This window comes from Thermopolyspora sp. NPDC052614 (assembly GCF_040678635.1).
GTDB lineage: Bacteria > Actinomycetota > Actinomycetes > Streptosporangiales > Streptosporangiaceae > Thermopolyspora.
In genome coordinates this window covers 1-21,242 of the sequence record NZ_JBFATZ010000036.1, presented here as the reverse complement: position 1 = coordinate 21,242, position 21,242 = coordinate 1, and the positions used below count along the sequence as shown (strand labels likewise).

General features: G+C 65.5%; 15 protein-coding genes. 7 read left to right on the top strand and 8 right to left on the bottom strand.

The window, feature by feature from the left end; translation table 11 throughout:
- From AB0K60_RS37275 to AB0K60_RS37255, 5 genes are all read right to left on the bottom strand, one after another.
- Positions 1–2,681: DUF1156 domain-containing protein (locus AB0K60_RS37275; RefSeq protein WP_364066436.1), on the bottom strand; the 2,681-nt coding region annotated here is incomplete at its 3' end.
- Positions 2,678–6,190 (bottom strand): helicase-related protein, encoded by a 3,513-nt coding sequence (locus tag AB0K60_RS37270; RefSeq protein ID WP_364066434.1) that lies wholly within the window; start codon positions 6,188–6,190, stop codon positions 2,678–2,680. The genes AB0K60_RS37275 and AB0K60_RS37270, both read right to left, overlap by 4 nt.
- A gap of 136 nt (positions 6,191–6,326) precedes the next feature.
- On the bottom strand, positions 6,327–7,982 hold the full coding sequence (locus tag AB0K60_RS37265; protein ID WP_364066432.1) for a serine/threonine-protein kinase: 1,656 nt from the start codon (positions 7,980–7,982) through the stop codon (positions 6,327–6,329).
- A 251-nt stretch (positions 7,983–8,233) separates the two neighbouring features.
- Positions 8,234–8,887, bottom strand: a complete 654-nt coding sequence (locus AB0K60_RS37260; protein ID WP_364066429.1) for a hypothetical protein — start codon at positions 8,885–8,887, stop codon at positions 8,234–8,236.
- Positions 8,888–8,961: 74 nt separating this feature from the next.
- Positions 8,962–10,428: an IS66 family transposase gene (locus AB0K60_RS37255; protein ID WP_364066426.1), complete on the bottom strand. Its 1,467-nt coding sequence runs from the start codon at positions 10,426–10,428 to the stop codon at positions 8,962–8,964.
- Positions 10,429–10,675: 247 nt separating this feature from the next.
- Between AB0K60_RS37255 and AB0K60_RS37250 the strand changes: the two genes are divergently transcribed.
- The gene (locus tag AB0K60_RS37250) at positions 10,676–10,999 is read left to right on the top strand and encodes a hypothetical protein (RefSeq protein WP_364066424.1); all 324 of its coding nucleotides are present in this window, start codon (positions 10,676–10,678) and stop codon (positions 10,997–10,999) included.
- Between the two features lie 210 nt (positions 11,000–11,209).
- A complete protein-coding gene (locus tag AB0K60_RS37245; protein ID WP_364066421.1) occupies positions 11,210–11,509 on the top strand; it encodes an NIPSNAP family protein in 300 nt (99 codons plus the stop codon).
- Here the strand turns inward: AB0K60_RS37245 and AB0K60_RS37240 are convergent, their stop codons facing one another.
- Entirely contained in the window at positions 11,510–15,064 is a 3,555-nt protein-coding gene (locus AB0K60_RS37240) for a WD40 repeat domain-containing protein (protein ID WP_364066419.1), read from the bottom strand.
- Positions 15,065–15,725: 661 nt separating this feature from the next.
- Positions 15,726–17,324 carry an ATP-binding protein gene (locus AB0K60_RS37235; RefSeq protein WP_364066416.1) on the bottom strand — a complete coding sequence of 533 codons (1,599 nt, stop codon included), beginning with the start codon at positions 17,322–17,324 and terminating at the stop codon, positions 15,726–15,728.
- A gap of 395 nt (positions 17,325–17,719) precedes the next feature.
- On the opposite strand from AB0K60_RS37235, the gene AB0K60_RS37230 reads away from it, so the two are divergent.
- On the top strand, positions 17,720–17,953 hold the full coding sequence (locus AB0K60_RS37230; protein WP_364066413.1) for a type II toxin-antitoxin system VapB family antitoxin: 234 nt from the start codon (positions 17,720–17,722) through the stop codon (positions 17,951–17,953).
- Between the two features lie 9 nt (positions 17,954–17,962).
- On the top strand, positions 17,963–18,364 hold the full coding sequence (locus AB0K60_RS37225; RefSeq protein WP_364066410.1) for a PIN domain nuclease: 402 nt from the start codon (positions 17,963–17,965) through the stop codon (positions 18,362–18,364).
- A gap of 152 nt (positions 18,365–18,516) precedes the next feature.
- On the opposite strand, the gene AB0K60_RS37220 is transcribed toward AB0K60_RS37225, so the two are convergent.
- On the bottom strand, positions 18,517–18,957 hold the full coding sequence (locus AB0K60_RS37220; RefSeq protein ID WP_364066407.1) for an ATP-binding protein: 441 nt from the start codon (positions 18,955–18,957) through the stop codon (positions 18,517–18,519).
- Positions 18,958–19,393: 436 nt separating this feature from the next.
- On the opposite strand from AB0K60_RS37220, the gene AB0K60_RS37215 reads away from it, so the two are divergent.
- The 3 genes from AB0K60_RS37215 to AB0K60_RS37205 all read left to right on the top strand — a co-directional run.
- Positions 19,394–20,218, top strand: coding sequence for a helix-turn-helix transcriptional regulator (locus AB0K60_RS37215; protein WP_364066404.1), 825 nt, complete (start codon positions 19,394–19,396; stop codon positions 20,216–20,218).
- Positions 20,209–20,403 carry a DUF397 domain-containing protein gene (locus tag AB0K60_RS37210; protein WP_364066401.1) on the top strand — a complete coding sequence of 65 codons (195 nt, stop codon included), beginning with the start codon at positions 20,209–20,211 and terminating at the stop codon, positions 20,401–20,403. Before AB0K60_RS37215 ends, AB0K60_RS37210 begins: the two co-directional genes overlap by 10 nt.
- Before the next feature lie 98 nt (positions 20,404–20,501).
- A partial coding sequence (locus AB0K60_RS37205; RefSeq protein WP_364066399.1) for a class I SAM-dependent methyltransferase occupies positions 20,502–21,242 on the top strand: 741 nt, incomplete at its 3' end.

Below are 21,242 nucleotides of genomic sequence, written 5' to 3'. Positions count from 1 at the left end.
TTGAACAGTAGCGCAGTCTTGGGCCAATTACGCTTCTCACAGATCGAGAACAGCAAGTAAGCAAGTTCCTTGGCAGTATCCAAGTCGATCCGGCTCTTGGCGGCTGCCATCAACTGTCCAGCGTCCTCAATGCCTTTCTCATCAAGTCGCTTAGCCAGATGCATGACTACCTCCCAGACCGAAATCCGGGCGTCGCTCAAAGGATCGTACTCTTCAGGTAGCTCTGCAGGGTTGATAAGTTGCACGATACCCGCACGGGCCTTGAGTACCCCTGCCCGAGCAAGCCCAGCGACCGATATATCCATCGCCTTGGCAACAGTTTCGGCGTCTCCAAATTTTCCGTCATCAAAGCCATGCGTCTCAAACCACTTGATGCAGAATCGGGTGTCCGGATCGAAGTCCCCCTCCTGCTCCGAAAGCACCTCCGCAAGGATTTGGTTGATCAACACGAGGGCAGCCCGTACCCGCATTGGAGACCCATCCGGCTCGATCACTTTGCGGTAGCGGGAAAAAACGGCCATCCCAGGCCCGATGGCCGCCTGCGCCAGGTCTACAGGGGCAATCCCTCCCTGCTGAAGGTCACGGAGTGCACTAGGTAGCTCTGATTTGAGAGTGTTGATCAGGCCTCGGCGATCGATCGTGTCTGCTTCTTCGGCCCGCGGTCGACAGGAAAGCACCACTGAAGATGCGAGAGCGTTTGTGCCAACACTAATTGTCCGGCCAGTCCTCTCAGTTCGGATCGGCCATGTTGCAGTGATTGCCCAACCGGACCTAATCATGCCCTCTAGGAAGGTCTCCCAACCTGTCGAAGCCTGCCCCCTAGCATCACTTTCTGACTGCTTGAAAGCATAAAACACCGTCATGGGGTATGCTTCAGAGATCCCTTGCCTTACATGTTCAAAAACGCGCTGAAATCCATCTTCGAAGAAGTGGTTGGCTTCTTCCTTTCCGCCATGCCTGTAGGCACTGGCAACCAACTCATCATTCTTAGGTGTCAGCAGTGTGCCGAACAGGGTCGGGAAGACGTCGCGCAGCGAACGCCGAAGCCAGACATAAAAGAAATCCGAGAGATCTGCATAACAAATATTGTCATAATACGGCGGGTCGGTCGAGACCACCATACCGTCATACCGGCGAAGCATGGCATCATGCTGATCCACAACACCAACTCGATCATAAGGGAGTAGTTCGATGCTCTTCGCTATGGCCGAGATAACTATATCCAGCGTCCCCGATGACAAGCCAAAGACATTTGCCTCGCCATAGTCCCAGGTCATGGGAAGCGCCTGGCGCGCAAAGGTTCCTCGCAAAAGCTCGTTCTGCTTGTTACTCGACCACGTGGCAAGGGTGGATGAATAGTCGGATAGTCTACTGACCGCCAAGGCAAGGTACATCGCGACCGCATCCGCATAGCCCTCACGAGTAGCCTCATGCCCAATAGAGACCACTTCACGAGAGATCATATTCCTGACCTCAGAAACGAGGTCACTAAATGTTGCAAGCGCAACCAACTGTCGATCAGTGAACAACTTATCGAAGGTATCGAGTCCATAATTTACACACCAGATATTCCTTGGATCCTCAACGAGATCCCCCTCTGGAATATCCCCTGGACGCGCAACTTCCGCAGCCCGTACATGCGCTTCAGTCGGAGCAACATAATAGCGCATTCGAGGCCCTTCGGCCGCAATCGCCATTAGCTGAGCCCGCATGCGTCCAGCTTTGCCTTCTTGCTGAATGTAATCCGCCTGCACAGGGGAGTTGCAGATCAAGCACGTGGCGCGCCCTCTGTTGACGGTGCCGTCTGGTGGAGACCCCTGCGGGCCGCGAATCTCAAAGCGCACCTTCCCGCCCTCGACAACGGGAAATACGTAACGCTCCTTCCCCTTTTTGGTGCCCAACCAGAAAGAGCGCACCAATGGCATTGTGCCACCGCAGGCCGGACTCGGACAAGTAATTGTTCGTGCCCAAATCCAGGCAATGACATCAGCCTCTGTGCCGTCCTCAAGTTTGACCTTTGGGTAAAGATTCCCGATACGCCTTTCGGCCTCGTCGCGCATCCACTTTCCGTAGCGACGCACGTCCTCGGCCAGTCCCGTCGTCCCCTGCCAGTTGCCCATTCGAGAATCAGCCGCCCCAGGAAAGACTGGCGGCTTTCCCGCCCACTTGGCCGGGGTCTCAATGAGTGCCTTGTTAATCAATACTGCGACAGGGTTCAGGTCCGACGCATGTGCCTCCAGACCCAACCGCTGGGCCTCAAGTGGTATCGAGCCGCCACCAGCGAATGGGTCCAGAATCGGCGGAAGGTCTCCATTGCAGGACTTCTGAATCTCCTTGCGAGCCTCTTCGTAGAGAGCCTTGTCATTGATGTTGTCCCAATTGACAAGGTTCTCGATGATACCGAATAGACGCTTTCGTTCGAGAGCTTGATCCTCTTCGGTCGGGAATTCCTCAGGCCGCGACGAGGGATCATCAACAAGCTGGGCGAAGAGAACTGCTCTGCAGGCCGCCAGCGGGCGGCGGGCCCACCAGAGATGGAGCGTGGAGGGATGACCCTGACGAATCGACTTCTCACGAGCCGACTGCTTGTTAATCTCCTCGAGTGGTAGTGCCACCTCGATCAGCTTGCGCCGGTAACCGGTCGGCCCGGCATTCGAACCTGTGCCCATACCGCTGCTCATACCGGCGCTCCTCCACGAGCCCATTCCTTATTCCAGTCGCCCTGTAATTCCGTGGCGGCGAAGTCGCCGAAATCGACCCAGGCGAAAGGATCAACGATATATCTGACTTCGTCGTGCTGCGGTCCGTCTGAGTGAACAGTTACCAGGGCGAGTCGGAAGTTGTGTCCGGAGTTCTTGCCGGTCAGCACTTCCGTACGTGTGACACGGAAGTCGGTCGCTCCGAGTACACGGCCCTTCACCTCGATGAAGACCCAGTGGTCGTCGAGCGTCCGGGACCGGATGTCGTAGCCCGGGTTGTTGTGGGCCATCTCCTCCGGAAGCCGGCCCAGCCGCCGTTCCTCGGCCATGACCAAATCCACCGCCCGGCGCTCTACCTCGGCGGTCTGCTTGGCATACGAGTCCGCCGGGCCGTCCCGTCGTCCGGCGAGTCGGTCCAGCAATCCTTGTGGGACGACCAGAGCGGCCCCGGCCACGACAGGCGGGCGGACCTGGAGCAGTTCCGCGCGTTCCAGTTCGGCCATTCGGCGGTCCAGCCGCGACTCAAGGTCGCGTGCTCGCCGGTGCGCGGTCTCCGGCCGGATCTTCAGTGTCTTGCCCGACTGCTCGGCCTCCAGCAGTTCGACGTACCGCGCGTCCCAGTAGTTGATCTCCTGCAACAGGCGCTGCTTGACCAGGGTCCGGATGCGGGCGGTCTGCGCGGACAGTCGGGCTCGGAGCTCCTCCAGGAACGAAGCGAGACCGTTCTCGATCGCCCACTCGACGGCGATGTCCTCCACGCCCCGGTCAAGCCAGGCTTCGCCGGGCAGCCCGGCAACGAGCCGCCGTTCCTCCTCCGATGCGGGCGCGTAGTTGAGGTAGGGGGCCACGCCCGCCGTCCGGGTCTCATTCTGGCCGATCTCAACGAAGTCGAAGCGCTTGCTGATCACCTGGTCGCGGCCGTCGGTGATCTCCTGAGCGATGGCCACCAGCAGGTGCGGGTTCTCGGACGGGTCGCGGCGGTCGATCAGGATCGCGCCCTGCTTGAGCTGCGTGCCGTACCTCTCGATGATCAGAGAGACGACCGCGTCGAGCAGCGGGTGCCCGGGAGCGAGGAGATGTGCTTGGGGGCGGCCATGGAGGCGCACGCGTTCGCGTTCGAACGTCACGCGCTCGTAGCGGCGCAGCACCGGGACGCCGACTCTGATCTGCCGGTCGTGTTCGATCAGGACGCCGGGCACGTTGGTGATCTCGTACCGGCCCGTCTCCCGCTCGGCGATACGTCCGCCGAGCAGTTTGAAGGCCGCCAGGAAGAACGCCTTCACGTAGTGCGGCTGCAACCGGCGGGCTCGGGCCTCCTCCATGCGGAGCCGCCATTGGGCGACGTCGGCGTCCTCAAGTCGCTGGTGGGCGAGGGCGCGTTCGGCCATGAGCTTGTCCAGGCCCTCGCCGACGGAGGCGTCGATGACCTGGTTGAGGCGGTCGCGGACCTCGGGGCGGTCGCCGTACTGGATGGCCTCCATGAGGAGGCTTCGCAGCGGGCGCCCGGCGAACGCCTCGCCCAGGACGTCGAAGACCTTTCCCCGGTACGCCTTCCGCTGCTGTTCGATCTTGTCCAGGAGGCGGATGAAGACGGCGCCTTCACGGGTGTCGAGGGCGACGAGGTTCCACAGGTGGCAGACCTCTGTCTGGCCGATGCGGTGGATGCGGCCGAAGCGCTGTTCGATCCGGTTAGGGTTCCACGGCAGGTCGTAGTTGACCATGAGGTGGGCCTGCTGGAGGTTGAGGCCCTCCCCCGCCGCGTCGGTGGCGACGAGGACGCGACACTGCTTGTCCTGGGCGAAGACCTCTTTGATGCGCCGCCGCTGGTCGCGGGGGACGCCGCCGTGGATGGCGACGACGGCCTCCTCGCGGCCGATGAGCCCGCGGATGCGCTCGGTCAGGTATTCGAGGGTGTCCTTGTGCTCGGTGAAGATGATGAGCTTGCGCGGGCCGCCGTCGTCGTCCCGGATCAGGGTGTTGCCCTGCAGCAGCTCGGACAGTTCGGTCCACTTCTTGTCGGTGCCGGAGTTCCGCACCCGGCGGGCCACCTCGACCAGGTCGACGAGGATGGCGATTTCCTTGTCCAGCTCGGCGATCGTCTGCGCGGTGGTCGCCGAATCGACGACGTCGTCCTCCAAATCCTCAATCTCCGCACTGGGCATGTCGTCGAGTTCGGCGTCGATCTCTTCGACGTCCTTGCCGAGGATGCCCGCGAGGCGGAGCTTGAGCGGGGCCTCCACGCGGCTGCCGGTGCCGGTGACCAGCTCGTGGCGGAGCCGCTGGAGCCGTTTGTGGCGGCGTTCGAGCGATCGCAGGATCGCCTCAGGGCTGGAGGCGAGGCGGCGCTGGAGCACGGTGAGGGCGAAACCGACCGTGTTGCCGCGGCGGCCCTCGCCCTGGGCGGCGAGTTGCTGGGCCTTGCCCATCTGCTCGCGGACGTATTCGGTGACGACCTCGTACAGCTCCCGCTCGGGGCCGGACAGCTCGTAGGGGACGGTGTAGGCGCGGCGCTCGGGGAAGAGGGGCTTGCCCTCGAAGGTGAGCAGATCCTCCTTGATCATGCGGCGCATGAGGCCGTCGGTGTCGGCGGAGCTGATGCCCTCGCGGTATCTGCCCTCGAAGCGGTCGGAGTCGAGCAGGGCCATGAAGAGCTGGAAGTCGGCCTCGCTGCCGGCGTGCGGGGTGGCGGTCATCAGCAACAGGTGGCGGGTGTGCCTGCCGAGCAGCTCGCCGAGCTGGTAGCGCTTGGTTTTCTTCAGCTCGTCGCCGAAGTGGCGGGCGGACATCCGGTGGGCCTCGTCGACCACGACCAGGTCCCAGTCGCTGCGTTTGAGCTGCTGCTGAAGGTCGTCGTTGCGGGAGAGCTGGTCCATCCGGGCGATCAGCAGCGGGTGCGTCCGGAAGACGTTCTGGTCCACCTGGGCATCGATGAGTTGGCGGGTGAGCAACTCGAACCGGAGGCCGAACTTCTCCAGCAGTTCCTCCTGCCACTGCTCGACCAGGCCGCCTGGCGCGACGATCATGCAACGTTCCAGGTCGCCTCGGAGCATGAGCTCCTTGATGTAGAGACCGGCCATGATCGTCTTGCCTGCGCCGGGGTCGTCGGCGAGGACGAACCGCAGCGGGCTGCGGTCGAGCAGTTCGCCGTAGACGGCCTGGATCTGGTGCGGCAACGGTTCGAGGTCGCTGGTGGTCACCGCGAGCATCGGGTCGAAGCGGGCGGCCATCCGAATGCGCAGCGCCTCGGCGGCGAGCTTGAACAGCGTGCCGTCGCCGTCGAAGGCGTAGGCGGCCGACGCCCGCTTGATGCGCAGCCGGGGCTCATGATCGCGGTAGAGCACCTGTTCGCCCAGGCCGTGGTCGGCGCGGTAGGTGAGGTTGACGGCGTTGGATCCGTGCCACTTGACCGCGACGACGGACACCTCGCCGTGAGGGATCACCCCGGCGACGACGGCGCCGGGAGTGAGATCCTCCAGCTTGACGCCCGACATCGCTCATTCACTCCAATCAAAAGGGCCCGCGCGACGCCTCCGGGTAGGCGACGCTACAGGAGCCGTTTCGGCCCACACAAGCGATCAATGTGTACGCCGCTCACAACAATTCGATTTCGGAAGAGGACTTCGCGTGTCACATGGACAGCCGCAGGAGGCTCTCCCGAACCCTGCGCGTGCTGAAGTGGTCCTGTCCGTACAGCCGGGCGAGATCATCCAGCAGTGCGGACAACGTGCCGCGGGCCCGGTCGGTGTCTCCTGCGCCGAGTTGCAGGAGACCGATCTGACGGCGCAGTTCCAGCGCGCGGTCGTCGTCGCGCCCATGGACGCGCTCCTCGTCGCTCAGCAGGCTGGTCAACATGGTCAGTGCTTGGCCCGTCTCCCCCATGAGCGCCAGGCAGGTCGCCTCCTGCTTGCGACAGTAGAGGACGTGCTCGTCGTCGGGGGCGAGTTTCCGCGCCAGGTCGTCGTGCAGGCGGTGGAATTCGGGCGCGGCCCGGTGGTAGTCGCCGCCTTCGAAGAGCACTTCCGCGCGGTGCAGGCGCAGGTCCAGCACTCGGTGGTCGAGTGGTCCGAGCACTTTGCTCGCCGGGGCCATGACGGCATCGAGCACCTCGACGGCCTGCCCATAGCGCGAGTCCTCGGCCAGTTCCCTGGCCTCGTTCCGGGCACGGGCGATGTCGCCGAGGCTGAAGTCGGCAATGCCGGGGTCCGTGGGCTCAGGTCCTGTCCAAATGGCGTCGGGATATCCGGCGCGGCCCGCGCTCTCCTCATCGTCACTGCCGACGACAGGGTTCGCGGCCGTGCCTTCGGCCTCTATACGGCCGACCACTTCGGCGTACATACGGATGGCGCTGGGTTCAGGGGCGACGACGCCGATGAGAGTGGACAGGCCACGCGCGAACGGAAGGAGTGCGTGGTGGACGTCCTGCGCCTTGGCCGGGCGGTCCTCCGCTCGTTTCTCCAGCATTCGGAGCACCAGGCGTTCCAGTTCCGCGGGCACCTCGGCCCGGGTGGCGCGGATCGGTGGCGGCAACTCCCTGACCTGCCGCTCCAAAATCGCGAAGTGGGTCGTCCCGTCGAACACGCGCCGGCCCGTGAGCATCTCGTGCAGGATGAGCCCGAGGGAGTACAGGTCGCTCTGGGGGCCCACCGTGGCACCCCTGGCCTGCTCTGGCGACATGTAGGACGGGGTGCCCAGCATGGTTCCCGTGCTGGTCAGCTTGGTCCACTCCGGTTCGTGGAACATCGCCAAGCCGAAGTCCAGCACCTTGACCACACCCTCGCTCGTGATCATGATGTTCGAAGGTTTGAGGTCACGGTGGAAGATCCCGCGGTCGTGGGCGGCGCTCAGGATGGCGGCGACCTGCGCCCCGATCGCCGCGGCCCAGTTGACCGGCAGCGCTTCCTGCTCGTCCACGACGTGCTGCAAGGTGATGCCGTCCACGTACTGCATCACCATGTACGGCCGGGGGCCGAACCGCGGGTCCTCGAAGACGTCGGCGTCGTGAATGGCTGGTGTGCCAGGATGCTCCAGCTTGGCCATAATGCGAGCCTCGTGCAGGAAGCGCTTCACCAGCACCTCGTCGTGCTGCCCGTAGGGGAAACGAATGAGCTTCACCGCAACCTTGCGGTCCAACTTCTTGTCGTAACCGGAGTAGACCTCCCCCATGCCGCCCTGGCCTAGCGGTAAGGCGTCCAACTCATACCGATTACCGATAATCGTGCGCTTCGCCGCCACCACCCCTTCGACTCCCTCGCCGGTGAAAAAGCTACACCTCTTGGTGTCCACTGCTGTAGAGATCCTCGGGCAGTGACCTCCGCTACGGATGCGAAGATTGCGGCTGGGGAGGGAACCGGCGCCGACCAGTAGTGCGTTTCGCGCAATGCTGACGGGGCCACCACGGTAAAGGCCCCTGGTCACATCTCGTCGCAGCGTCGGGGCGGCCGATCTCGAACCAGACCACCCGTGGTCGACGTCACGCTGGGCCCGTCACTCGCCGGCCTCCCTGCGGCTTCGCCGCTGAATAGGTCTCCGGCAGGTCAGAGATCCTCGGCCAGCGAATGCCAGAAGGCCATCTCGTACGCCTGCATCGCGCGGGCCATGCGCAGCGCCATCGCCGGGTCCTCCCCCGCGTCGAGCCCGGCCTGCACCGCGGCGGTCGCCTGTTTTTGAAAGCCCGGTGGTGCCTCGCTGAAGTAGCGAAAGAACGCCACCGCGTCCTCGGACAGGTCGTAGCGGGAGACCAGGGCGTCGGCGGTGCGGGCGCAGTAGGCGCCCCAGATCCCCAGGTTGGCGATCATGGCCAGGGTGATGCCGCTCAGGGTGCCGTTGACGGCGCTCCAGGTCACGAACGCCGGGTAGGTCTGGGCCATGGGACGGGGCTCGTACCGCTGCAAGTACGCCTCGTCGGCACCAACGGCGTCGCCGTACGCGATCAGAAGGCGCTGCGCCTCGATCTCACCGCCGCTGAGCGACAGGAACATCTCACCCGCCAGCGACTCGGGGAAACGGGCCGCCAGCAGGGCGAAACTGCGCTGGTCGCTCTTGAGAATCCACTGCTGCTCGCCCGCCAGCCACGCCAGCCGGTCACGGGGGACGCGGCCATCCTCCAGCAGATCGAGAAAGGGATTGGGCACGACGTAGACGTCCTTGGCGGCCGCCTCGATCAGGTCACGCGCCTTCATCGTCGTCATGAAGCTCCTCGCCCACGCAGTTCTCACCTGTCGATAATCGATAACTCCCCAACCGCACCCGGTGACTATTCACGTCAGTTCGTGAGGGCGGGCATCCAGGGGTTGCCGAGCAGCGCGTCGTAAAGGGACGGGGCGGCGCGCAGGCCGTTCTTGCGTACGGTGGAGATGTAGCCGCGGATGGCGAGGAAAGCCTGGGCGCCTCCAAGCGTTCGGAAACCCCCGCTGACCTTGGTCTTGGCCTTGATCATGCGGATGTCCTGCTCCGCGCGATTGTTGGAGAACGCCACGGTGAAGTCGGTGGCGAACCGCAGGATCTCGTCTTTTCGGTCACGCAATCGCAGCGCCAGGTTCCGGGCCGGGCTCTGTCTGCCCGAACCGCGTGGCGGGTGGGCGCCCAGCGCTCGTTCCACCAGGTCATCGAAGCGCTGCCGCAGGTCGTCGAGTTTGAAGCCCGGCAGCCGGACGTGTCCTTTGTCCCGCCACGCCGCCACCCACCGATGGCCATCGCCCAGCAGCAGGACCAGCGCCTCAGCCCAGCCATCGGCGCGGGCGGCGGCGTCGTACTCGCCGATCCCGGTGGCCTCGCGCACGATGTGCGCGTTGCACAAGGCATGCGTGCAGTCCTCGAACGCCTGGCAGGAGCGGTAGGCGTCGTGGACGGCCACGCCGGTGAAGCGGGGCAGGATCCCGAACGCGGTGATCGAGTCGGTGCCGCGCCCGTGCTCGTCGATGTGGTAGGCGGTCAGCGTGGCGGTCGCGGCCACGTGCAGCCGGTGGTTCTTGCCGTTCACGCGGGTGACGCCCTCGTCGAAGTGCGCCACGGCCGCGCCGGCGATGGCATCGCCGATGGCGGTGTTGACCGGGCCCAGCGTGGCGGCCATCCTGGCGACCGCGGCACTGATCCATCCGCTGGACACCTCGATCCCGGCCACATCGGCGAGGATCTCGGCGATCCGGCCGACCGGGATGTGGTGCTGGGCCGACAGATAAGCGGCCAGGGCCGACACCCGTGGCCCGTACACCGCCGGGCCGGTGGCGAACGCCGGGGCCGCGGCGCGGGTGAGCGTTCCACAGCCGCCACAGGTCACCGCGTACAACTCATGCGCGGTGACCTCCACGCCCACCTCGGGGATGTCGAAGACCTGCCGGATCACCGGCTCACCCACCCCAGCCGCGCCGGCCAGGTCGCTTGCGCACCCCTGGCACGAGGCCGGGACATGGGGCACCCGCCGTGCCGGGTTCGCCACCTGCATCAACGCCGTCCCCGGCGTTCCGGGTTGCTTGCCCGCCTTGCGTCCGCTGCTGCCTCGCATCGACCGGGGCGGCGGCTTGGCCAGCCCATCCGCCGACGGCGGCTGCGAGGAGTTCCGCGAGTTACGCCCCAACTGCCGCCGCAGCTGCGCATTCTCCTCACGCAGCTCACCGATCTCCGTTTCGAGCCGCGCGTTTTCTTCCTCTAGCGAGTCCAAACGCGCGGTCAGTGTCTCGACCAGCGTCACGAGCTCGCCGTACGACGGTTGCTCGTTCTCGGCCGGAGTCACCCGAAGATCTTCTCATGGAGGCGACCATGCCCGTCCCGCCGCGCAAAGCCCTATGCGAGGACGCGAGGTGAATAGTCACCCGCACCCGATCTCCAACCCAGGTATGGCGAACCTCTCCAGCCTCGCGTCCGACCCGCCAAAGGGTCTGATTGCGACGGGCCAAGCGATGCCGAGTAGCGACGCCCCACCTCCTGCGGCGCGGGGCTCCGGACGCTACCGCCCCGGCACGGCGGGCAAGGGCGAGGTCATGCTCAGCACCACCGCGCACTACACCTTCCCCTCCCGGGTGAGACAACGTAATTGCCGTACAAGCGCCGCGCGGAAGGCACTTACGAAATCGTCCATCGCCACCGAAATCGCGCCAGGGCGATACGACGGTGGGTCGGAAAAGAGGGAGGAGCAGAGCACCGTGTCTGCCAATCAATCTGCGATAGCGCAGACTACCACCGCGTCCAGCCGGTGGATTCCCAAACACGAGTTGATGATCAAAGCAAGCAATGTTCCGGTTCGCTATCGCGAAGATCTGTACTCCATAGTCGCCTCGTTCAAATTCGAGAAGAAGGCCACATAGCTCTTGGCCGCGAGGATCCCAGTTCAGTAGTGCCTGCTGGAGAGGGATGCGGTGAGCGGTGTCACAGCCCGAGCTGGTGCGACGCCCGTCCCCGCTCGGCGACCCACCCGAGGCAAATGCTCTGCCAAGATTACTCTCGGCTCGGACGAACAGAACAAGACCATTCCACGTCACGCCTTGATGACCGGATGCCTGGGAGCGAGGTACAGGATGCGAAAGACGACGCAGCTTCGCGTATACACGGTACGTGAAGGGTTGCTGGACGAGTGGGCCGATAAGTGGCGGGAGCTGATCGTGCCGCTGCGGTTGGAGTTCGGCTTCGAGATCCACGGGGCCTGGCTGGACCGGAAGCGAAACCAGTTCGTCTGGGCGCTGTCCTATGCGGGACCGGAGAGCTTCGCGGAGCGCAACGCGCAGTACTGGGCCTCCCCCAAGCGCGAGAGCATGGGCCTCGATCCCAAGGAGTACCTCGTGGAGACCGATGTCAGGGAAGTCGACGCGCTGATGTGATCAAGGGTTCGAGGGCAGGAGGTGGCTTCGGCGCTCGTCCTCGGTGAGCGACCGGAAGACGCGGTTGCGGGCCGCTGCTTGCAGGCGATCGAAGTCGGGCACGGCGGCCCAGATCCGGGCCGTGCCGTCAAAGGACGCCGTAAGCAGGCGTTGTCCGTCCGAAGACCAGGCGAGCGAGGTCACCTTGTCCTGGTGGACTCCTGCCACGATGATCTCCTCTCGGTTCCCGGCGTTCCAGACGCGCACGGTCCGGTCGTCAGAGCCGGTGGCGATCCGATGACCGTCGGGTGACCAGGCAACGGCTCGCACCCGGCCCTCATGGCCGCGTAATGTCCCCACCGACCGCCCGCTCGAGGTCTCCCAGACGCGAGCGGTCCAGTCGGCCGATCCAGTGACGACACACCGCTCGTCGGGCGACCAGGAGACGTCGTCCACCCAATTCTCGTGGCCGCGCAGTACCGTCAACTGCTCTCCGGTGCCGACGTCCCAGATCCGGCAGGTTCGGTCATCGGAGGTGGTGGCGATCATGCGTCCGCTGGGTGACCAGGCGATGCTGATCACCCAGTCCTGATGGCCGGTTAGCATGCCGAGGAGTGCCCCGCTGTTGCCGTCCCAGATTCGCAGTATGCGGTCGTGGCCGCCGGTGGCGATGCGGGAGCCGTCCGGAGACCAGGTGACGGCCTCGATGGGTGTACCTTCATGATTCAGGATGAGGTCGGGCAAACCGCCCCAGGTCCTGGCAGTCCCGCTCTGTGCACCGGTCACCACTCGGGATCCGTCCGGCGACCAGGCGACCGCGTTGATTCGATCCGAATGGCGGCCTTCGGCGACGTTGAGCGGTGCGGCCGTGCCACCTCCGGCCGCCCAGAACCGCAACGTCCGGTCGTCGGAGACGGTGGCGACATAACGGTCATCCGGTGACCACGTGGCCTGGTTGACCTGCCGCTCGTGCCCGTCGAACAGGACCGCCTCGGCACCGCGAGGCCGTACGTCCCAGATCCGCGCGGTGCCGTCCTCGGAGCCGGTGGCGATGCGGCAGCCGTCCGGCGACCAAGTGACGCCCCACACGGTGTCGTCGTGACCACGCAGTACGGCGAGCGGTTTGGCGTCGCCCGTGTCGAAGATCCGCGCCGTGCGGTCCGTGGACACCGAGGCGATGCGACGCCCGTCAGGGGACCATGCGACGTTCCACACCTGGTCGGCGTGGCCGCGGATGAGCAAACGCTGCCCTCCCGTTGAGGCGTCCCAGATCCGAATGGTGTGGTCTCCAGAGGACGAGGCGAGACTCTGCCCGTCAGGAGCCCAGGCAAGCCCTTCGACGAAGTCGGCGTGCCCTTTCAGCACCATGGCGGAGGTGCCGCTCACGGTATCCCACACGATCACGGTGCGATCGTGGGATGCGGTGGCGAGTCTGGCGCCATCGGGCGACCAGGCGATGCCGAGCACGTTGTCACGGTGGCCCCGCAGGGCGGAGGTCAGTTCGCCGGTCGCCGCATCCCACACGCGTACGACAAGGTCTCGCGACACACCGGCGACGTGCCGTCCGTCCGGGGACCAGGAGACACCGCGGACGACATCGGTGGCGCCGGTCAGCCTGCCCACCTGCCGCCCGGTGGAGACCTCCCACAGGCGGATGGTGCGATCGCGGGATGCGGTCGCCACCCGGGCGGAGTCCGGAGACCAGGCGACCATCTCCACCATCGCCTCGTGTCCCGACAGCACACGCTCGCAGTATCCGGTGGCGGCGTCGAAGATCCGGGCCGTGCCGTCCCTGGAGGCGGTCGCGATGCGGGCACCGTCCGGCGACCAGGCGAGGTTGCGGACGGTGTCGGTGTGCCCGGTCAGCACCATGCGCAGATGGCTGAACGCCAGGGCGGCCATCAACGCACGCTGGGCCGCCGGGGTGGCGGCGCATTCGCCGAGCGCGGCCAGCGACAGCAAAATTGATAACTCCGGATAACGCTCGGCGTTGGCGAGCACGTAGCGGCCTATCCCCTCCGACACGCGACGCAGGAAGGCCCGGTCTCGGCGCAGGGACGCCGCGACCAGTTCACGGACCGGCTCGGACGCCTGTGCGGCTTCTTCCAGCGCGGCCAGCCACTGCTGCGCGAGGGCCAATCGTTCTCCGGTGAGCAAGTAGTCACCGCTCCGGCCCGACCGCTGCCAGTCGACCGCCCACCGCTCCAGTTCGGCGCGCCGGCGCAACTGCTCGATCCGCGCCTCGACCTGCTGACGCAACGGAGGCCACTGCCGGAAGAGCGCCTCATGCGCCACCTGCGCGTACGGCCGACCGTCGTCGGCGCCGGTGACCAGAAGCCTGGCGTCGACGAAAGCGTCCACCACACGTCGCTCGCCTTCGGTGAGGTCCGCCAGCGGGACGCGGCGGCGAGTGGCCTCCTGGCCTTCCACGGTGACGAACTTCAGCAGCACGGCGAAGATGACGTCGGCCTCCATTTCCTCTCGCAGGTCGGCCATCACCTGGTCCGCCTGACGCGAGAGTGCGCCGACCACGCCCCCGAGCGCCCGATACCGCTCCTGCGTGACCATGGTTCCGGGGCCGGCGTCAATGTACGCCTCCTGGAGCAGGTAGGCCAGCAGCGGCAGTGCGTCGCTGCTCCCGGCCTCGTCCACGATGACCTCGGGCAGGCCTGGGGCGAACGTCATGTTCACCAGTTCCCCCGGCCCCCGGATCACCTGCAGCAGTTGGGACCGTCCGATCGCGCCGATCGCCACCGGACTCTGAAAGAGTTCGGCCTGTGTCGTCTCCAGCAGTTCGCCGAGGAATTCGATGCGCACGGTGCCGATCACCCATAGCCGGGAGTCGTGGGTCACCGCGTGTGCGATCGCGTCCAGGAACATGGCCCGATCGCGTTCCCCGGACAGGGTCAGCAGTTCCTCGAACTGGTCGATCACGAGCAGCATGCGTCTGAACCGCTGTCCCGACCTACTGCGGATCTCCCCGAGCAACGCCGCCAGCTCCTGCGTTGACCGGCGAAGCCGTCTGGAGATCACGGCGTCGCTTTGACCGCCATCGCTCTGGGCCAGCACATGGGCCAGAGCACCGAACGGGTTCGTGCCCGGGGTCATCGTGCGGAGTACCGCCCATCGCCTCTCCCGCAGGCGAGGTACCACCCCGGCCTGTACCAGCGAGGACTTGCCGCTGCCCGAGGAGCCAACCAAGGCGATGAAACGATCCGACGGCCGCAGTGGCGAAGCATGCAGCCTGCGTACCAGCTCGGCGATCTGGGCCTCCCGGCCGAAGAACACCGCAGCCTCATCCTCGGTGAAGGCGTCCAGCCCCGGATAGGGCGCGCGGGCCGGGTCCCAGGAGCGCCGCAGCGGTGCCGGGCTCTCCAGCCGGTACGCCACCACGTGTCCGGCGACCAGAAGGACGATCAATACCCCGATGCCGGGTACCGCCGCTTGTTGCAGCACCTTCAGATAGAGCGGCGCGTTCTCGACGTTGGTCGCGTAATTGGTGACGATGCCCAGCAGGCTGGCCACCACGACCAGCAAAACCTGCAGCAACAGGGCCAATGGCCTACGGCGTCTCATGCGGTCACCACACGGACCCGAAGCACCCCTACCGTCTCCTATCTGAATCGACCCACGAGATGGAGTCGCGTATCGAGCAGGGCCGACGACGCCGCGATGTAATCCGATCTCGGCCGCTGGGATCGAACCAAGGATAACGATGAACATCGTCACCGGACCACGCTTGACGACCACACCTTCATCTCTGCCGAAATATGTCGAAATCAGATGGTCGGGCGGCCGCCTCACCATTCGCTCATATCTACGAGCGCGGATCCGTCGACCACCTAACCGAGGTTAGCTGCGGACCGAATATCACGATGAATGTCGAGTTGCCGACAAAGTGAACGACCCGGGTTACCAAAGAACCTAAAATCGGCTACCGGGAACGTCGTGGGTGGAGTCAGGACGGTTCTCTGCTGGTGCGGAGGAGGATGGCATTCGTACCGGCTTCACGGTGACGGACGCGACGAAGTGGAGTGGCCGCTGCTGCGCCTATGGGTGGCGGAGTTCGCGACCCCCGCGGATCCGCACATCTGGATCCTGCGCCAGTCGCCCCTCGCCTGGACGGCCCCCAAACGGCACCCGCGAGCGCAACCACCTGCTCATCACGCGCGATGTGAGGCAGCACGCTCAGGCTCGGCCGCAGCGAGGCGCAGCCGGAGTAAGGCAAGGTAGCCGCTTATACGCGCAGAACGGTGACCTGGCGCCCGGACGGACTGGTCGCCTGTTCGAAGGCGCCGCGTTCCTTCCAGGGTGGGGCTTCGGGGGGCCGGTCGAAGATCACGAGCACGCCGGTGGAGATGGTGAGGCGGTCCAGGTATCGGTCGAGCTGCGCGAGGCCGTCGGGCAGCGGGTCGTTCTCGTTCGCTCGCCAGACCTTCAGCTCCATGGCCTCGCGCTGTATTCGCCGCTCGCCCTCCGGGCCGGTGTAGGGCCAGCGGACCAGTACGTCCAGGCGTTTGGTGCCTGCGGCGTACTCACGGTCGAGGTGGCCTCCGCCGTTGACCAGCCGGTGCAGGAAGGCCATGAGGATGATCTGGCAGGCGGCCTCGTGGTAGCCCTCCTGCCGGATGAGTACCTCGCCGTGCTCGCGCCAGAACACGACGAACTCTTCCAGCAGACGCGGCAGGTCAAAACGGCCGTCGGGCAGCACGAAGAGGCGCGGGTCGGCGCGTACGAAACGCTCGGTGCGATCGCCTAGGACCCGTAGCAGGACTTCTTGATAGATCGGGTTGGCGATCCGCAGGTCTGCGGTTCCTCGGATGAGGCCCAGATCGTGGACGTAGGAGGCGTCGTCATCGAAGGCGACGTCCAGGCCCGGAGACGTGCCGGCCACGATCGGTTCGATCACTCGCTTGACCCGGGGCTCGTGCAGCCGGGCCGCGAGGGCGTCCAGGTGGGTGGCGCGTGCCCGGATCAGCCGCTCCCTGGCGTCCTCCACCTGTTCGCGGGTGATGGTGCCGGTCACCCCCATCTCGAAGGTGATCTCATGGGCGAGTGCGTTGACCAGCCATGGTTGTCCCTGAGTCAGCTCGAAGACCCGGTCCACCGCGTCCTTGGCGAACTCCTGGCCGGTCGCCCGGGTGTGCTGGCCGTACAGCTCGGTGATCTCGTCGGCGGTGAAGTCACCCAGACGCAGCGACTTGGTGATGATGTTGAACGGGCTGGCCGGGTTGGACCGGCCGGGGTCACCGCCCGAGGCGACCTTGTAGTCACGCAGGTCGCGCAACCCGCATAGCACCACGGACGTGGGGAACGGCCGATCCCCCGGCCGCGCGTTGTGACCGTCGCGGAGCTGGCTGAGGATGCTGACCATGCTGTTGCCCTGCAATGCGTCGATCTCATCGAGGAACAGCACCACCCGGCGGGGGCAGCGGTGGCACCATTTGGTCAGCGCCGAGCCGAACCGGGTGCCCGGCGGAGCTTGTGGCCAGGGATCGGGCGGCAGCAGTTCCTCCGGCCATCCCGCCCACTCGGCGGCTTGGTGGAGGGCTTCCAGCAGAATCGACTCCGCCCAGGCTACGTCGTCACCGGCCGCCTTGGCACGCTCACAGGAGAACATCAGGGCGGCGATGTCTCCCTCGGCGGTGAGCTCGGACGCCAGCGTGCGCAGCATGGTGGTCTTGCCGGTCTGCCGGGGCGCGTGCAGAACGAAGTAGCGGTCCATCTCGATGATCTCGCGTGCCTGCGGCAGCCGTTGCACGGGCGGCAGCATGTAGTGACGCCGGGGGTCGCACGGGCCGGTGGTGTTGAAGTATCTCGCTCGGGGTGGCCGCATGGTCACAGTGTGCCATCCTCCCGCTACGAGCACCGGATTCTTCCGCGTCAAAGAGGAAGAGCCGATCCGCTACTTCGACAAGCTGGCTCCCCTTCGACTGCGCGTCAACGGCGTCCTCCACTTCGCCGGACCGGTCGGTGACGGCGACTGGGGCGCTCATCCCGGTGACCGTCGAATCGTGAGTCCGCCACCTCGCCGGGCTATCTGGAGACCGCGCAGGGCCTCGTCTGCAACTCGTCGTCCGCCGCCGCGATTCTGATGGGGAGCAGCGTCAACGGCTGGATCGGGTGGAAGACCGAGAAAGGCGAAGCTCCACGCAGACCTGTATACCGCGCCGGGGCCGCCATCGGCTGGGAGCTCCGGCGTGATACGCCTCTGAGGTGTATGGTTGGTGTATGAGCCGTACCAACATCGATATCGACGACACGTTGGTTGAGGCCGCCATGAAGAAGTACGGACTCAGGACCAAGAAGGAGGCCGTCGATCTCGCGTTGAGACGTCTGGTCGGCCAGCCGCTGAGCACGGAGGCGATTCTCGACCTTGAGGGGACGGGCTGGGAGGGGGATCTCGACCAGATGCGCGAGAGCAAGGTCGCAACCTGGGGCCATGACCAGGCGGCGAACGAATAAAGTCGCTCCGTGTATCTGATCGACTCCTCCGCGTGGATAGAGTTCCTCCACAAGACAGGCTCCCCGGTGAACGCCAGGCTTCGGCAGCTCATCGCCGATCAGGAGCCGGTCGCCACCACCGAACCGGTAACCATGGAGATCCTGGCCGGGGCCAGGGACCAAGGCCAGTTGCTCAAGCTGGAGCGGATGTTCGGCGGGCTTCCACTGCTCACCGTGGACCATCACACCGACTACGAGCATGCGGCGCGCTTGTATCGCGTCGCACGCGCCCGTGGTCACACAATCCGCAAGCTGATGGACTGCCTGATCGCGGCCGTAGCGATCCGCAACAACGCCACCCTCGTGCACGCGGACAGAGATTATGAGGCGCTGAAGAAGGTCATTCCATCCTTCAAGACCCTGGCAAGGTGAAAGAAAGCCGACCAGTAGATGCGCTCCCGTTCGGGAGACGCGGACTATGAGCGCCAACCGGCCACGGCCGAGGCCTTGATCCGATGGGCCGCGATCAGCGGTATGGCCCGCCGCGTCGCCCGGGGAAGCGCCGTACGTGCCGCGCCATCTGGCTACGGCAGTCCACGCCGGCCTTTGTCGGGCGGAAAGCTGATCTCGAACCAGACCACGAGTCCGTCATCATCGAGATGCGAGCCCCACTTGTCGGCAAGGAGGTCCACCAGATAGAGGCCGCGTCCGCCCTCGCTGTTCTCGTCCACGTCGGGCTGCGCCCGCAACTCCCCCGCCCTCGGCGAGCCGGCGTCGCGCACCTCGACGCGGATCACGCCGTCGGCGGGCTCGGACAGGGTCACCGTCACGACGCCGCCGGGGAGCCGGCCCGAGTCCGAGTGCCGGACCGCGTTGCCGAGCAGCTCGCTGACCAGCAGGACAACGTCCTCCAGGACGGTTCCGTACCGCGCGATGAGCGCCCGGCGGACGAACGCGCGGGCGTCGGCGACGGACTCGGGTCTGCCGGGGAACGTCGCCTCGCCGATCCGTCCGGGGGCCGTCACCGGATCACCGCCGCGATCCGCTCCGCCGCGTCCTCGGCGTAAGCCGCCACCTGCCGCTTACGCCCGCGGCCCCAGGTGAACACCCACCGGTCGCCGTGCTCGACCGCCATGATCCTCCCTACGTGATGCGCGCCGCGGAGGAGCAGGACCGGGTCTTCCTGGCACGAAAGCTCCACGAGCGTGGCCCGTCCGATCTCTCGCAAATCCCAGGCAAGCCGGACCAAGTGGAGGAATTTCCATTCCGTCTGGCCGTACATCGATCACCGCCCTCGAAGCGATTCGCGTGGCACCCGCTGGTGCCTGTTATTCGCCAGCGAGAATGGCGGATGGCGACTACGATCGGTAATGCTTTGGTGACTACTGTCGCCCGGCAATCAAAAATACATTCCCCGTAGCATCCGCCCGGGTTCGGTAGCACGGTCGAAAGGACGTCGTCATGCCCGCCCCCATCTCCCTTGACCCCACCGGCAGCATCCTCGCCTACTGGGGATCCGAGCTGCGCAGACTTCGCATGGAAGCGGGGCTGACCCAGAGGGAACTGGGAGAGCGCACGTGCTACTCGACGTCGTACGTTGGCCACGTCGAAACCGCGAAGCGACACCCAAGCCGGGACTTCGCCCAGAAAAGCGACAAAGTATTCAATACGGATACTCTGACCCGTCTCTGGGGATTGATCAGCAAGGACGCTTATCCGTCTTGGTTTCGCCCCTATTTGGAGATCGAGCGCGAAGCACGGACCATCAAGAACTGGGAGCCCGTGCTGGTCCCAGGGCTACTCCAGATACCCGATTACGCCCGTGCCGTCCTGCGGTCCACCAACCCGCGCTGGGACGCACAACGACTTGAGGAGGCCGTCGAACGCCGCATCACCAGGCAGGAGCTTCTGAGCCGGCAAGACCCGCCCACTCTCCTGGCCTTCATCGACGAAGGAGTGTTGTACCGGCCCATCGGTGGCCGCGCGGTGATGCGCGCCCAGCTCACCCACCTCATCGAAAGCGCCGAGGGCCGAGACCGCGTGTCGATCCAACTGGTACCAATCGACATAGGCGCCCACGCCGGACTCACCGGCTCCATCATTGTCGCCAGTTTCAGGGGCCAGCCGGATGTCGTATATCTCGAATCCCTCTGGCGAGGAGAGGTTGTCACCGAGGCGGACGGCGTCGAGACTTTGATTGGCCAGATGGACGCCATACGTGTGCTGGCCCTATCCCAGGCCGCATCCCTGTCAATGATGAGGAAGGCGCTCGAACAGTGGACCTGACCGAAGCCAAGTGGCGTAAGAGCACTCACAGCGGCGGCAACGAAGGCAATTGCGTCGAGATTGCCACTAATCTCCCCGGCGTCGTCGCGATACGCGACAGTAAGAACCCCACCGGCCCCGCCCTCACCTTCACCCCAGACGACTGGCACACCTTCCTCACCCGCGTCAGGAACGCCTCGGCCTGACCGTCGTGGGGCATCGGCCTCTTCCGACGGTGGCTGGAGACGCGGCGAGGCGGAAATCCGTTGGACAACGCGTACGACCGGCGGCCATGGTCGGTGGTATGCGGCAGGAGGACATCTGGAACGCCGAAACCGCCAACAGCTATGACACCCCGGGCGTCGGCATGTTCGCGCCCGAGGTCCTGGGACCGACCGTGGACCGCCTGGCCGAACTCGCGGGCGGCGGACCGGCGCTGGAGTTCGCCATCGGCACCGGCCGCGTCGCCGTACCACTCGCCGAACGAGGGGTGCCCGTCGCCGGCATCGAACTGTCGCAGGCGATGATCGACCGACTGCGGACCAAGGTGGACGAGGCGACGATCCCGGTGATCGTCGGCGACATGGCGACCGCCACCGCCCCGGGGACGTACACACTCGTCTACCTCGTGTACAACACCATCTCCAACCTGCTCACCCAGGCCGAGCAGGTCGCGTGCTTCCGCAACGCCGCCCGCCACCTGACCCCCGGCGGCCGGTTCGTGATCGAGCTGGGGGTGCCCGAACTCCGCGCGCTTCCGCCGGGCCAGCAGGCCACCGTCTGGCACTGCGAGCCCGGCTACATCGGCGTGGACACCTACGACGTCCTCCACCAGCACCTCGTATCCCACCACGTCAGGTTCGACGACAGCGGGCAGGCCCGGCTGTTTCGCAGCCCGCACCGCTACATCTGGCCGGCCGAACTCGACCTCATGGCCCAGCTCGCCGGGTTCGAGCTGGAAACCAGGCACGCGGACTGGTCCGGAACCGAGTTCACCGCCGAGTCGCCATCCCACGTGTCCGTCTACCGCATCCCGCCCCACCAC